Source organism: Evansella sp. AB-rgal1 (genome assembly GCF_041820985.1).
In the GTDB taxonomy this organism is placed as follows: domain Bacteria; phylum Bacillota; class Bacilli; order Bacillales; family Salisediminibacteriaceae; genus Evansella.
The window spans coordinates 118334-133401 of the sequence record NZ_JBGUAU010000010.1; the positions used below are offsets into that span (position 1 = coordinate 118334).

Below are 15068 nucleotides of genomic sequence, written 5' to 3' on the forward strand. Positions count from 1 at the left end.
TTTACAATCCAACATAAAAGGAGATAGGATCGTTTTGCATTCATTTACTGACCATTATCAAGATTGTTTAGCTGACATACAATCTTTAGTTAGAATTCCAAGCGTGAAAGACTTCAACTCGAAGACCACCCCCTTTGGTAAAAACATCGATGATGCCTTATCCTTTGTCTTAAGTAAAGCATCTTCCTTTGGATTTCGGACATGGGATATTAATCGTAAAGTGGGAATTGTTGAATTTGGAGAAGGAGAAGAGTTATTAGGGATATTCGTACATATCGATGTTGTTCCTCCAGGGAGGATCGAGAATTGGAAGTACCACCCTTTTGAAGGTATTATTCATGATGACAGAATTTGGGGTAGAGGAACTTTAGACGACAAAGGGCCAACTATCGCTATCCTTTATTCTATGAAAAGGTTAAAAGATTTAGGATATGTGCCATCCAAAAGAGTGCGTTTAATAATAGGAACTGATGAAGAAAGCACATGGGAATGTATGAAAGAATACAAAGCAGTGGAAGAAGAGCCAACAATAGGGTTTACTCCAGATGGATGCTTCCCTGTTACTCATAGTGAAAAAGGTATCATATATGTTCAATTAACATTTCCTAAAGTGTTAGCTACCGATCTTGTTTCTATCGATGCTGGAACTGCAATTAATGTTATCCCACATGATGCTCAAGCTAGACTGAAGAAATCATCTACTCCTCTTTCCATAGATAAGATTCAAGGAAAATATTCAGATGAAGAACAGCATACTCTAATACAATCAAAGACTTCTAATAAAATGGATGCTTTACCATCACTTGTTCATGATTTACATAAGCTACTTCCTCCTGGTGATGGTATGCGTAAGGTGTTAACTGAGATTAAGGAAACAATATTAGATTCTTCTGGTGAAAATCTTAGTTTGCATTTCTCTGATGACATTTCTGGAAAACTAAGTTTACATCCTACTATGATGACTTTCGAGAACAATCAACTGCAATGCACCCTAAATATAAGATATCCCTCCTCATTGGACGCTGATTTTTTAGCAGAAAAATTAAGAGAGGCCTTTCGTGATTTTGATGCTAATCATCAAGTCATCGAACACAAAAAACCAGTTTATTTTTCCGAAAAGAGTGATTTCATCCAAAACTTTTTATCTATTTATAGAGATATTATGAATGATGACTCTGATCCTGTTTCCATCTCGGGCGGGACCTATGCACGAGCTTTTCCAAACACCGTTGCCTTTGGTGCTTTATTTCCCAATGAACCATTAAATGCTCACCAAATAGACGAGAGTGTTTCTCTCACAGCCGTCTATGATTGGTTAAGAGTATATGAAGAAGCTATAAAACTATTATCCAAATAGATAGTATAAGAATTTTTTAAGGAGGCTGCAAAATGAAACTTAGTCATAATGCTGACATTACGAAACATGTTTTATCCATGGAGAAACGTGATGAAATACAAGACTCATGGTTAAAAGAGCGCTTAGATAACATTATTATAGAAGCTATGGATAAAGCAGAGCTAACACTTTGGATAACCATAAGTAAAGAATACAATGAAGATCCACTTGTTGATTCGTTAACTCCCCGTCTTCATGATGAAACCCGAAGATTAGGGTTTATTATTTTTCATTACAACAAAGAAAATCAAACTTTAAATAGGTACTGGATAGGTGTACCTCACCCTGGACTTAATGGTTACTATGATTTCATCTGGGATCGAAAAAAAGAGGATGAATGGAGTTGTTTGAAACATTTAATTGAAACAATTAATCCTGATAAAATTGGTATTAATAACTCCCAAAACTATGCAGTTGCTGACGGTTTATCTCACAGTCTTTATCAACAGTTAACCTCCACATTAGGAGAGTTTTGGTCAAGTAGATTAGTAACTTCTGAAAAAGCCGTCATTCATTGGTTCTTAAAGCGTTCTCCTAGTGAAATGAGCTTTTATCCTTTTCTTTCTAATCTAACATTGGATATTGCAAAGAAAGCATTATCAAACGAGGTTATTATCCCTGGCACGACCACTTGCTTAGAAGTAGTGAATTGGATTCGCCAAACCGTTCTTGATTTAGGATTGAAGACTTCCTTTTATCCAACCATTGATGTACAAAGACCAGGCAGTGGTGTCGATCGTCTTAGTGAGACAACTATCCAGTATGGGGATATTGTACATATTGATATTGGTCTAACATACCTAGGTATTTCCACTGATATGCAGCAGTTAGCTTATGTCTTGAAACCTAATGAAAAAGAAGTTCCTACAGGACTAAAAGAAGCACTTAAAAAAGCAAATCAATTTTCTGATATCGTAATGTCTCACTTTAAAGTTGCCTCTAATGGTAATGAAATTTTTGAAAGAAGCATACAAGATGCACAAGAGCAATCGTTATCTGCCATGTTATACTCGCATCCAGTAGGAGTTCATTGCCATGAAGTGGGTCCCACTATTGGACTCTTTGATCGTCAAGAAAGAATACCAATTCGTGGTGATTTAGAAGTAATCGAGCATTCAGCATACGCGTTAGAATTTAATATAAAATCGTATATACCGGAGTGGAATCAAGAAACATTTATCTACCTTGAACAACCAATTGCAATACTCAACCAAACACCCGTTTATTTATGTCCAAGACAAGAAGAATTCTATATTATCAATTAGGAAGCAGTGGGGACGGTTCTCTCGCTTCCTTCGATTACCGAAATAAACATATCGCCCTGGCACAGCAAAAATTCCTACTGGGGCGATCAAATAATCTGTCTAGTTTACTAATTGCTAGAGGTTTTTCACCTCCCCCGTAAATTGCTGTGATCTAGCCTATTTTTTTACAACGAAGCATGAAGCAGTGTGTTTGGAAAGATAATAATGAAGTGATTCTCCGGAGGAAGGACAGTCCAAAATGAAAGAAAAGTCACTTCTATTCACCTACGGAATTATCTTTTTTGTGGTGATAACATGGGGCCTTAATATTGTTATGGTAAAAGTCTTAGTTGAATATTTCCCACCAGTAACTATGACCGCTTTACGTATCTTACTTGCAGGGGTTGTAGCTATGTCTATGATTGTTGTAAGTATGAAGATGAGAAAGTTAACAAAAAAAGAATGGATTTATACTATTGGTGGGGGTCTTTTAGGAATAGCTGCACATCATTACTTTTTAACTATGGGTTTAACGCTAACAAATGCTTCCAATGCCGTGGTAATTTTAGCTCTCGTTCCTGTAACTACCTCTATTTTTGCAGTAATATTTCTAGGAGATCGATTAACGAAGTGGCGATTGTTGGGGATAAGCTTAGCATTTAGTGGTGTTGCTCTCACTCAAGGCGGGGTTCAAGAAGCCATAGCTCTTGGGGATATCTATGTATTTGTTTCCATGGTAGTTCAAGCACTAAGCTTTATTTTTATTAGAAAAGCGACGGTAACAGTAGATCCTAGACAAATGACGAGTATGATGCTTCTTATTGGGGCTGTTGGAGTACTTATTGTTAGTTTTATTTTGGAGCCTGGGAGTTTAGTATATATGGTTGGTGCACCATGGGGAGTCTACGTTATCTTCTTAATTTCTGCCGTTCTATCAACTGCCATAGGGCATTTTCTTTTCAATGCTGCAATTAAGCGGATTGGAGCAGGTCAAACTGCCGTTTTTATTAATTTAGTTCCTTTTATTGGTCTTGTTGGTTCCGCCATTTTCTTGAATGAACAGGTTTATTGGTATCAGACACTAGGTTTTCTGATTATTGTTGTAGGTGTTCTGTTTGGAACAGGCTATATAGAGAGAACTTTTATGAAAAAAAAGCAGGGAAACGGTCCTCTTGCTTACAAAGATAGAGCAGGATAACTAAAAGGAACGGTTTTCTAGTTACTGAAAGACTAGCATATAAACCGTTCCTGCTTCCCTCCCACACATTACATTCCTATATTTTTGGGAGCAACAACATAAACAAATAATGGTAATAATTTACTGCATTACGTCGTAACTAAATACAAATCAAACTTACATTCGCCTATGCAAATACATAAACCGTTCCATATAATAAATGAAAACTTGGTTGTAATAACTTGAGAAGTAAAAGTCTCCGTTGTGTCCTGCGTAAGGCATCTCTAAAAGTACAGATCCTTGATTATTATTGTTTCGATACATGTTAGCGAAAGTCTCTGCAACGGATAGATCTACCACACCATCTGCCGTTCCTTGAAAGATTAATGCAGGTGGGCTATCTTCCTTAACAAGTAGCGCTGGATCCACTAGTGCTTCTGATCCGCCAATTCCGACATTCCCTGCTAACCCATTTGCTGGATAGATAGGAATGATCCCCTTCACATGAAGCTCAGGATTTAATACATCTTCATAATTACCACTTGCTAACCCTAGTCCAACTGCACTGGCTAACTGTCCTCCTGCGGATGCTCCAGAAACAAATACGGAATCTAAATCTCCTTGAAACTCATCATTGTGCTCCACTAAGTAATCGGTAAAGAGCCCAATATGTCGCACCATATCATCAATGGTGAAATCCCCAACACGCTGTTCAGGTACAGGAGCAAATTCCACAAATCTATCCTCACTACTTAAACCATATTGCACGTCAAAAACAACATAGCCTTGATTGGCAAAGTATTTATTCACTTGAGCATTGTTTGAAGCGCCTTTATCACCAATTGTCCATCCTCCTCCATGGATACGAATTAGAACAGAATTGTTCCCGGGAAGGGGGTTCGACCCATCCGGTGGGAGATAGGCATCAAAGCGTAACTGTATTCCCTCATCTACTCCTTCTACTCCCTCGTAAAATAGAATGTCTTCCTTCACGATATATTTACCTGTTTTTGTTCCGAAAAAGTAGTTTGGTAACGAAAAGGTACTCGTCAAAAAGTAGTCGCTGGATTCAGATTCGAAACGGGAATCCAATCTGTCTCCAAAAGCTTCTACAAAAGCTCCCTCTGTTTTTTCCAGTGAAAGTAACGTAGAAATTACAGGTACGCTAAAGCATGCAGCTACAACGAAGCCAATTATAGGAAGTATAATACTAGCAACGACACCACGGTTTTTGCCGCTCCCCATTCTTAAGATCAACGAAACTATTGCTAACGTACCTATACAAAAAAATAGAGTATATCCAGGGAAAATCATTTCGATTGCCCCACCTGTTTTTCCAACTAAAAGTACAAAAGCAACATAGATCCCACCAAGGAGACATAGACTCCAAAAAAACATCGTTATAATGGCTGCTTTAGAAAAATGTCGCTCCTGGGAAATTTGAACTGGGAATCGACTATCAAATCGTATTAGAGTCTGATCCCCCCTTTTTATCAAAGCTATCAAACCTCCTAAAACTAGTAAACTGAAAAGAAGGAAAATAGATACGAAGCTTAGTGAATCAGTGTTGGATAGTGAAACAGATGCCATTGTGTTGAATACAGGAAGCAAAGTCATGACTAGAATAGTAAAGTTCAAATAGAATAGATCGTATTTTTTTCGGTCACCTGGAATCCCAGCTAGTGCAATATTACCTAGTAACGTAAATAATAAAATAATGCCAAATACATTTGGTATCATGAACTCTATGTTTAGCAAAAAAAGTGTGCTAAGAATGATAGATGTGAGATTTGCTATGACTAGAATAATGGAAAAAAAACGTAAAAAGGAACGCTTGGGGTTTGAGTGCAAGGCTGGTAATGGTTTTCGTAATGGATCAGCCACATTCATTGTAAATCTCCTTTCATGTATGATTTTCTTGAGTTTTTCATTTCCATAAGATGTTCATTGCTTAATGCTTTAATATGAGTTTTTCGTACCTTATATGGTATTCTTATTTTTTCATCCACTTCTTTGAGTTATGACTAATAAATCCAAAAAAGGAAGCACCAAGAACCGTCCCCACTGCTTCCTACCTGCTTCCAATTACTGACTCTATCATCGGCATCATCAACAGATCAACGATTCGTTCTACATAGGAGCGATCAAATGGTTTCCCTGTGAATACACCGCGATAGGTAATTAGTGCGGGGCCAATATCTGCAAGAAGATCGAACTCTTCTTCTGTTAGAGTGTGACCTTTCTTAATAAAAGGTCTAATTATTGATTCCATCCCCTCTCTATGTCTTCTGTAAAATTCATGCTTAAGTTCCTTGTCCAATTTCTCATTCGCAGAAGCTGCATTATAAATCGCTGTTAGCATGGTTTGGGCTTTTTCATCGTCACATTGAAAAATAATAGAAAGCATATCGATTAATTGGCCACGTAATCCTTGATTCCGGTTTAAACTCTCTTCCATCTTAAGAAAAGGACTCATCAAAGAAGCTGCATCGATGACAAGATCTGTTTTTGAAGACCAACGTCTATATATTGTCGCTTTACCCACTTTTGCCTTTGCCGCTACAGCATCTATTGTTAAGGCATCGAAACCTCTCTCTGCTAATAATTCTAGTGTAGCTGTAAGAATGACTTTATTTCTGGATAAATCAAGAGGTCTTCCTCGTTTACTTTCCTGCTCTTCCTTTCCCTTCTCCATAAAAGCACACCACTTTCACCTATCTTGTCTGATTTCATCATTTTAACATTTCCACTCTTATTCCACAAATACAGAACTATTGCGTTTCGTATTTGGTGGTGCTACTATTATATAGCGGAACGAGGCCGTTTCGTATTTAAATAGAATTTGGAGGAGAAAAAATGGCTGTTTTAACTCAAACTAATGTTGCATCTACAGAAACAACTAAACCAGAGATAAACCCAATTCCCATTCTCGCGGTGCTGCTTTCAGGCGCATTCGTCGCTATTTTAAGTGAAACAATTTTAAATGTTGCCTTGAATACCATTATGGCTGACTTTGGAGTTGCTTCCAGTACTGTGCAATGGCTTGTAACTGGATATATGCTTGTTATTGGTACGTTAATTCCTATATCTGCATATTTTATGCAACGCTTTACTACACGTCAGTTATTTATTAGTGCCATGTCCTTATTTACAATAGGAACAATTATATGTGGAGTCAGCCCAGTATTCTCTGTTCTTTTCATCGGTCGTTTAACTCAGGCAGTCGGTACAGCTATCATGATTCCACTTCTGATTAACATTATTCTTACCGTTATCCCTATAGAACGTCGCGGTGCAGCAATGGGAATGGTGGGGCTTGTTATCATGTTTGCTCCAGCAATAGGACCCACTGTTTCCGGTCTTATCGTGGAAAGCTTAACTTGGCGTTGGTTATTTTATTTTATTTTACCTATTTCCATTGCTTCTCTTTTGTTTGGAATGAAAGTGCTAACGAACATGTCAGAGACGACTAAGCCAAAATTAGATGTGATCTCCTTTCTTTTGTCCATGATCGCTTTTGGTTTTATCGTGTACGGCTTTAGTGCTGCCGGAAAAGGTGACGCTAGCTTTACGGACCCTTTGGTCTTTTCTTTCTTACTTATTGGATTTATATCTCTTACCTTGTTTTGTTGGCGCCAATTAAAGATGGATACTCCTCTATTAGATATTCGTGTATTCCGATATCCTATGTTTACACTTGGCCTCCTGATGGTGATGCTCGTTATGATGACGATGTTTGCCATGATGTTAGTGATGCCAATTTATATGCAAGGAGCATTATTATTTAGTGCAATAACAGCAGGACTCGTTTTGTTGCCAGGTGGTTTATTAAATGGTGCTATGTCTCCTATTATGGGGCGTTTATTTGATAAATATGGGCCTCGTCCATTATTAATTCCAGGAACTATTATTCTTGCTGTTGTTGTTTTTACTTACCGCTACACCACTCTCGGGATACCTGTTTGGGTTGTGGTTATCCAGCAAGCTGTCTTAATGATTGCCGTTGCAATGATTATGATGCCTTCTCAAACAAATGGTTTGAACCAAATTCCAAAGGAACTATACCCTCATGGAACAGCGATTGCGAACACATTGACTCAAGTGTCTGGCGCTATTGGTGCTGCCTTATTTATTTCTGTTATGGAAAACGGTCAGCATAGCTACTTACAAAGTAAGAGCATTATTAATCCTACAGAAGAAGAATTGATTGCTGCTCTTACATACGGATCACAGCAAAGTTTTTCAACAGGATTTTACATGGCACTAGTAGCCATAGTCCTTGCTCTTTTTGTTAGAAGAGTGACACATGCAAATCAAGCATAAAAAGAGGAAGCAGTCCTCTCTGCTTCCTTCGGTTCTCGTATTAAAATATAAATACAGCCTACTAGATATGCAAAAAGCGCAAGACCCTTCAAATCAATAAAATGAAAATGTTCTGGCCGATAAAAAGTACTTTAATCGACCAGAACATTTGAAATCAAAAACCACTAAAAAAGTACAGGCCAACTTGTTCAGTGACCGTATTAACCATCACAGTAGGGTGTTCATTAAGTAGACACCAACGCCACATTAACATCTATTTCCTCCAAAAAGTCGAACACTCTTCTTTATCCACAATATTAAACTCGATAATTGTCTCAAGCAGCGAGAAATCAACTGCACTATCCCACTTGATACGTATCAATTCCTTTGTATGATCATAGCCCGCTTCTATAATTTCCTTAGAAAAATTAGTAATTCCTACACTTTCAGGAGCAACCGCCATATGTTTTTTCGCCACACTAAAGCCAATGATAAATGTACCGTGATCAGTAAACATAGGTTGATTCCACGCGATTTTCGGCTCTAGATTAGGAAACCTCTCCATTATCCATACCAGTACTTCTTCTGTCCGTTCGCGATGATCTGGGTTATCAATTTTCCCTAAATATTCTTTAAAAACGTCCATATTTTTTCCTCTTTTCTATTCCTATTTATGTACTACGAATCAAATTTAGTTATAAGTTTATATAGTTTTCTATATAATAGCACATTCCAAACTACACACCAATGTACGAATGGAAAGGAGGATAGTGCTTACATTACGACATTCACATGGTTACCCCCCCCACAAACGGGTATAGTGTTACAATAATGGTAGAATAAGAGAAGTAACTTAGGAGGATGATGATGAAAACAACACAATCTCTACTATTAACTCAAAAAGATATCAATGAAAATCAAACATACCCTAACTGGTTTTATAACGAATATGCTACGTTTCGTGACATAGTAACGAAAAAAGACTTCCCATGCTATTTTGGTCAAACTGCCGAGAGAAAAGGGGAACTTCGGTATTCCTTTATCAATCAGGACGATTGGTCCACACTTCCTGATACATTAAGTGATTTTATAGGTCTGTTCGATGGAACACACGATACACGTCATGGCTTATTTGTTTTTGTAGAACCCGAAAAACAAGAAAGAAGTATTGAATATTATCGAGATTACTTTTGGGATATTCTTCAATACCTTCATCGTCAGGACAAAGCTAGTTGGCCAGAAGATCAGCCTAGGGATCCAGAACATTATTTGTGGGATTTCCACTTTCAAAAAGAGCCTATCTTTGTTTTCGGAAATGCACCTGCATACAAACAAAGGAAAACACGAGATCTAGGAAATAGCCTTGTCCTTGGTTTTCAGCCAAGAAGGATCTTCAAAGGGCTCGAAGGAACAGAACCTGGAGGAGCGATGTCGAGAGAAAAGGTGCGAGAACGAGTAGAAGCGTGGGATAAGTTACCGAAGCACCCTGACATTAGTCATTACGGAGATCCAACCCACAACGAGTGGAAACAGTTCTTTATCGGTGACGATGCGGAACCAATCAAGGGAAAATGCCCATTTCGTGTAGAAAAATAGGAAGCAGCGAGGAAGCAGTGGGAACGGTTCTCGCTGCTTCCTTCGAGTTCAGAAATATGAAGTAAAGAGAGGATTCACCTTTACGTTAATTTCACTCGCATGGTTATAACACATCCATCAAAACCTTCACAAAGTTCCGGATTACCGCTGCATTCATGCTCTACTTCGCAATGGGTACAGGAACTTTTGCAACAAAAGAACAAGCACCTCGGTTCATAATTTCTGTTAACTCGATCTCCATTTCATAATCTATTCCAATTTTTCACCTGTTACTATTTCATATAGAATGGAAGAGTCTTCCTCAGATAATGTAGTATGATTATATTGATCTTCGATAATAATCGATAATCTATTCGATACTACGTTTTCAGTTGATCTATCAGTTTCTTTCATTTTCCACACCCACACACCATGAACATAGGAATTCCAAGTAAATCGATAATCAGGAGGCTCATTATCTGCCGATATACCTTCTATCCATTCTGTTTTCTTCAATAGGGTAAGCATTGTTTCAACATCTTTGCCGTCTGTGATTTCATTAATTATATTGTAATTCAAGCTCTCTTCGTACTCTTCAACAATTACCGTTTCTCCATCCCACGATTCACTATAAACTCTTTCTACTGTGGGTGTTCTGCTTCCAGATTCATTTTCAAATTCTAATGAGAATGCATAACTCGCAGTTCCCTGTTCCCATGTTGCAATAATATCAAAAAACTTTACTCCACTAACATTTTCTAAGTCTATATCGTTATAAGTAGCTAAAACTTCATTGAATTTATTTTCCCATTCCCTTATTTCATAGGAACTTGGAGGTTTTTCAAAAACAAACGTGAGCTCATTAGTTGAACTTACTATTAATGGTTCCTGATTTTTAAGTAGAACTGGTGGGGGCTCCGAATCTTGAGTATTGTCTGTTGATGTACCGTCATTGTTTTCTACAGTCCAACTATATGTTCCTAGTATAGGGTGTATCGTTTCATCTCCAACAATAATCGCTAACTCTGGTGGTGCATACAATTGTGTCGTCGCTTCATTTTCTTTAGACATACCCATGAAATCTAAAATAAATGGTATTGATAACACGAGGAATAGTAAACTTGCCGAAGTAAGCACTATATAATATTTAACGGGAAAGGACTTACGAACCGACTCCTTTTCAATTCTTTCCATCATTAATGTTTCTTGCACACCGGAACGTGTCGTTTTTCGCAGCTTAGAAAAATTCTCTTCGGACAGATATTTTTTCGAAAAGTCTCTATTCATTTTAACTACCCTCCTCATTTTTAAAATTTTCAATTTCCTTTTTTAAGGCTTCCAACGCTCTATGTGTTGTGGACTTAACTTTACTCACTGACCATCCTAATACCTCCGCTGTTTCCTGCACTGTTAAAACGTGAACCTTTCGAAGTATGATAACTTCTTGATAACTCGTCTTTAATCTTTTTATACAGTTATATAGTTCGTTTACGGTTTCGTCATCCTCCAAAATCTTCTCTGGTGAATTATTATTGACTAATGGAACAGATGTCTTTAAAGGGATGAATGTTATTAACCTTTTTCTTCTCCAATAATCATAAATGGAATTCCTCGCCATTGATATAATCCATGTATAATAGTGAGATTCCCCACGAAATTTATGTAATGAACTTTTTACTTTTATAAATGTTTCCTGTGTAATATCTTCTGCAGTCTCTTTGTTTCCGACCATAAGTAAAATATAATTGTAAACATCTTGATTATAGTTTATGTATAACTCCTTCCATGTCATCCTTTCACCTCCTATTTGTCTATGATAATAGACGAATAATGAATGCCGTAGTCGCACTTCTGAAAAAATTTCATCAATAAATAATTCATTATTAATCCTTAGCTAACACCATGAACAATTGTAAGCACACGCAAAATGACCCCGGAACCACTTTTCCGAGATCATTTCCTGCGCTGTCCGTAAAGTACGAAACAAGCCAGATCATTCTGCTATCTACATTGTCAATACATACTCTTTCCCTTTTTCCGTCTCAAACTGGAAAACAAAGTTCTCTTTCTTTTCCACTTGAACCTCTGTATTATCACACGTGATGGATACATCCACATTGCTCGGTAGTCTTAACGTACAAGTCCTTCCATTCAACGAAGTAATCCGCCCATTCCTCAATCTATTATTCTCCCACTCTAGATCTACTTCAAATCCACCTTTTGCTCGAAGTCCCTTCACCTTGCCACTACACCATTCCTTAGGCAGCGCAGGTAGCAAACTAATTTCCTCCAGATGACTTTGTAGCACCATTTCTACCATACCAGCTGTGCCGCCAAAGTTTCCATCAATTTGGAAAGGTGGATGATTATCAAATAGATTTGGTAGTGTGGATGACGTGAGAAGACCTAGTACATTTTGATACGCCAACTCCCCTTCTTCTAACCGTGCCCACATATTAATAATCCATGCTCGACTCCAGCCAGTATGTCCACCGCCGTGTTGCAATCTTCTTTCTAACGTTACTTTTGCAGCTTCCGCTAACTCTGGTGTTTTCCTTGGAGAAATCTGATTGCCAGGATGTAATGCAAAAAGATGAGAGATATGCCGATGCCCAGGTTCAGCCTCTTCATAATCTTCTTTCCACTCTTGAATTTGTCCATACTTCCCAATCTGCGGTTTTGGAAGCTTCTCTTTCATGTTTTCTAATAGTCCACGGTATTCCTCATCCTGTGCGAGAATCTCACTTGCTTTGATCACACTTGAAAACAAAGCGTGGAGGATTTGACTATCCATAGATGGTGCTTCACACAATACCCCTCTTTCCCCGTTCGGCAGTATATACGTGTTTTCCGGTGAAACAGATGGAGAGGTGATCAAATAACCATCCTCCGTTTCTTGTAGAAAATCCACAAAGAACAGGGAGGCTTCCTTCAGTGTTTCGTAAACCTTATGCAAAAACTCCGTGTCTCCTGTAAATTCATAACGCTCCCATAGATGTAAACTGAGCCAAGCAACACTCATCGGCCAAAATGATGCTGGCATATAAATGTCCTGTGGTGCTGTGTCAGCCCAAATATCTGTATTATGATGAGCAACAAAGCCACGACAGCCATACATTTTTTCTGCCGTAATACGCCCCGGTACCCTCATCCGCTCAATAAGATCAAACAACGGCTCATGACATTCCGATAATTGACATACCTCTGCTGGCCAATAATTCATTTCCGTGTTGATATTTACCGTGAATTTACTATCCCACGGTGGCAACATTAAGTCATTCCATATTCCTTGTAGCGTTGCTGGAAGCGATCCTGGACGACTGGAAGAAATCAATAAGTATCTTCCAAAATGAAAATAAGTAGAAAGTAAGTCTAGATCACTTTCCCCATTTCTAAGTAGTACCAATCGTTCATCCGTAGGGAGAGAATTTTTCACTACCGGCTCATCCAATTGAAATTCTACCCGATGAAAAAGTTCTTGATAATCTTGTAAGTGGTGCTGAAGCAGCTGCTCATATGACTTATCGAAAGCAGCATCAAGCAATCCAACACAATAGTCCTCAGGTTTTTCAAATCGGTAGGATGTTGCCCCAGATAAAATCAGTGTTACCGCATCCGCATTTTCAACAATAAGACGGCTTCCAATCGTCTTGACTGTTCCATTTTCAGGTATTGCCTGCACAACACTTCGAAAATGAATGCCATCACTACCTCCTGTAACTCCTCGCATCACTAACCGATCCTTTGACAATGCCCTCATATCATCGAAGTTTCTCGATTTCCCTCGATCAAAATAGGCACGGAACGAAATACCACCCTCTTTAGAGGAAGTAAGTCTCACAACCATTACTTGATCTGGAAAACTAGTAAACACTTCCCTTTTGTAATTTACATTCCCTACTTTGTATGTAACAGTCACAACCCCTGTATCTAGATCTAGTTCTCGTCGGTAGTCGTAGTGATCTTCACCCTTCCCCACATCCTCACCATCAAATTGTAAATACAAATCTCCTAGCGTCTCATAATGTCTCTGACATTCAGGAACTCCCGGTAGAGCAAGCGCAGCCAATTTCTCCGCCTCTTTTAACCTACCTTCCGATAAAAGCTTTCTAATTTTAGGTAAGTACTTACGGGCATCCGGATTATTACGATCTCTAGGTCCTCCATACCATACGGAGTCCTCATTTAATTGAATGCGTTCCTTTGCTATTTCTCCGAATACCATTCCTCCTAATCTACCATTTCCAAGAGGTAATGCTTCGTTCCATTCCTTAGCTGGTTGTTTGTACCACAATGTCTTTGTTTTTGTCATGACAAGCTGCTCCTAACATCCTATTTTTGTTTCCACTTTTTGAACTATAACTCTACTATTGCCTTTATTACCTTTGATTCAGGTTGTAGCCAATTCTCAAATTCTCCCATCATGTCTTCAAAACTGCAACGGTGGGTTATATAAGTAGGTATGTCTACTTCCCCTTTTGCTAACACATGCTGAACATATTCAAAATCTTCTATCGTTGCGTTTCTACTTCCTAATAGCGTTGTCTCTCGTTTATGAAAATCAGGGTCATAGAAACTAATATCATCTTTTACTAAACCAACATACACGAGTTTTCCCCCATGTGAGATATAATGGAAGGATTGCTTCATTGACTGCAAATTACCTGTTGCATCAATGACGACAGAAGGCATATTTCCATCTGTTACATCTAATAGCTCTTCAATAGGTTGATGAAGTGCATTTACCGTTGCCCCTACTTCCCCCCATTTTTTACAAAATTGTAGTCTTTCTTCATTTACATCCATTGCTATAACATTGGCTCCTTGGTCTCTTGCGAAAACCATGATTCCAAGACCAATTGGCCCCGCTCCAATTACTAGCACATTCTCTCCACGCTTTATCTCTGCACGTCGAACAGCATGGGCACCAATTGCAAGTGGTTCAAGTAGTGCTGCAGCATCTAAAGAGAGATTGTTTGTCACTAATAGATGACTTGTTGGAACAGAAAGAACCTCTCTCATTCCTCCATCCTCATGAACCCCTATCACCTTTATTTTCTCGCAACAGTTTGTTTTTCCCTGCTTACAAGCAATACAATTTTCACAATGAAGATATGGGATAATCGCTACTTGATCACCCTTTTTTAGGTGTTTCACATTAGGGTCAATATCCATTACTATCCCTGACAGTTCGTGTCCTAGTACTCGAGGGTATGTGAAATATGGTTGATTTCCTTTATAAGCGTGTTGATCAGTGCCACAAATACCAATTCTTTTGATCTGAACCAACGCTTCCCCTTCTACTAACGAAGGAACTTGTTCATCTGTCATCAACAACTCATTTGGTTGAACACACACGATGCTTTTCAACTGT

General features: G+C 38.4%; 12 protein-coding genes. 5 read left to right on the forward strand and 7 right to left on the reverse strand.

Translation table 11 applies throughout. The features are described from left to right. The first annotated feature begins 34 nt into the window (after positions 1 to 34). From ACERII_RS10490 to ACERII_RS10500, 3 genes are all read left to right on the forward strand, one after another. On the forward strand, positions 35 to 1357 hold the full coding sequence (locus tag ACERII_RS10490; protein ID WP_373642163.1) for a Sapep family Mn(2+)-dependent dipeptidase: 1323 nt from the start codon (positions 35 to 37) through the stop codon (positions 1355 to 1357). A gap of 32 nt (positions 1358 to 1389) precedes the next feature. Continuing rightward, positions 1390 to 2661, forward strand: a complete 1272-nt coding sequence (locus ACERII_RS10495) for a M24 family metallopeptidase (RefSeq protein WP_373642165.1) — start codon at positions 1390 to 1392, stop codon at positions 2659 to 2661. A 238-nt stretch (positions 2662 to 2899) separates the two neighbouring features. Continuing rightward, positions 2900 to 3838 carry a DMT family transporter gene (locus ACERII_RS10500; RefSeq protein ID WP_373642167.1) on the forward strand — a complete coding sequence of 313 codons (939 nt, stop codon included), beginning with the start codon at positions 2900 to 2902 and terminating at the stop codon, positions 3836 to 3838. Positions 3839 to 3994: 156 nt separating this feature from the next. Here the strand turns inward: ACERII_RS10500 and ACERII_RS10505 are convergent, their stop codons facing one another. After that, on the reverse strand, positions 3995 to 5707 hold the full coding sequence (locus ACERII_RS10505; protein WP_373642169.1) for an alpha/beta hydrolase: 1713 nt from the start codon (positions 5705 to 5707) through the stop codon (positions 3995 to 3997). Between the two features lie 181 nt (positions 5708 to 5888). Then, on the reverse strand, positions 5889 to 6512 hold the full coding sequence (locus tag ACERII_RS10510; RefSeq protein ID WP_373642171.1) for a TetR/AcrR family transcriptional regulator: 624 nt from the start codon (positions 6510 to 6512) through the stop codon (positions 5889 to 5891). A gap of 161 nt (positions 6513 to 6673) precedes the next feature. Here ACERII_RS10510 and ACERII_RS10515 point away from each other — a divergent pair, with 161 nt between their 5' ends. Beyond that, entirely contained in the window at positions 6674 to 8140 is a 1467-nt protein-coding gene (locus ACERII_RS10515; RefSeq protein WP_373642172.1) for an MDR family MFS transporter, read from the forward strand. Positions 8141 to 8393: 253 nt separating this feature from the next. On the opposite strand, the gene ACERII_RS10520 is transcribed toward ACERII_RS10515, so the two are convergent. Continuing rightward, the gene (locus tag ACERII_RS10520; protein WP_373642174.1) at positions 8394 to 8765 is read right to left on the reverse strand and encodes an iron chaperone; all 372 of its coding nucleotides are present in this window, start codon (positions 8763 to 8765) and stop codon (positions 8394 to 8396) included. A 221-nt stretch (positions 8766 to 8986) separates the two neighbouring features. On the opposite strand from ACERII_RS10520, the gene ACERII_RS10525 reads away from it, so the two are divergent. Next, complete coding sequence (locus tag ACERII_RS10525) at positions 8987 to 9715, forward strand: YqcI/YcgG family protein (RefSeq protein WP_373642175.1); 729 nt, start codon at positions 8987 to 8989, stop codon at positions 9713 to 9715. Positions 9716 to 9964: 249 nt separating this feature from the next. Here ACERII_RS10525 and ACERII_RS10530 read toward each other — a convergent pair whose 3' ends face one another. The 4 genes from ACERII_RS10530 to ACERII_RS10545 all read right to left on the reverse strand — a co-directional run bounded on the left by ACERII_RS10530 (position 9965) and on the right by ACERII_RS10545 (position 15064). After that, on the reverse strand, positions 9965 to 10981 hold the full coding sequence (locus ACERII_RS10530; protein ID WP_373642176.1) for a hypothetical protein: 1017 nt from the start codon (positions 10979 to 10981) through the stop codon (positions 9965 to 9967). Between the two features lies 1 nt (position 10982). Beyond that, positions 10983 to 11486, reverse strand: coding sequence for an RNA polymerase sigma factor (locus ACERII_RS10535; RefSeq protein ID WP_373642178.1), 504 nt, complete (start codon positions 11484 to 11486; stop codon positions 10983 to 10985). Positions 11487 to 11699: 213 nt separating this feature from the next. Further along, positions 11700 to 14006 carry a glycoside hydrolase family 95 protein gene (locus ACERII_RS10540; RefSeq protein ID WP_373642179.1) on the reverse strand — a complete coding sequence of 769 codons (2307 nt, stop codon included), beginning with the start codon at positions 14004 to 14006 and terminating at the stop codon, positions 11700 to 11702. Positions 14007 to 14050: 44 nt separating this feature from the next. After that, positions 14051 to 15064 (reverse strand): zinc-binding alcohol dehydrogenase family protein, encoded by a 1014-nt coding sequence (locus tag ACERII_RS10545; RefSeq protein ID WP_373642181.1) that lies wholly within the window; start codon positions 15062 to 15064, stop codon positions 14051 to 14053. Positions 15065 to 15068 lie beyond the last annotated feature (4 nt).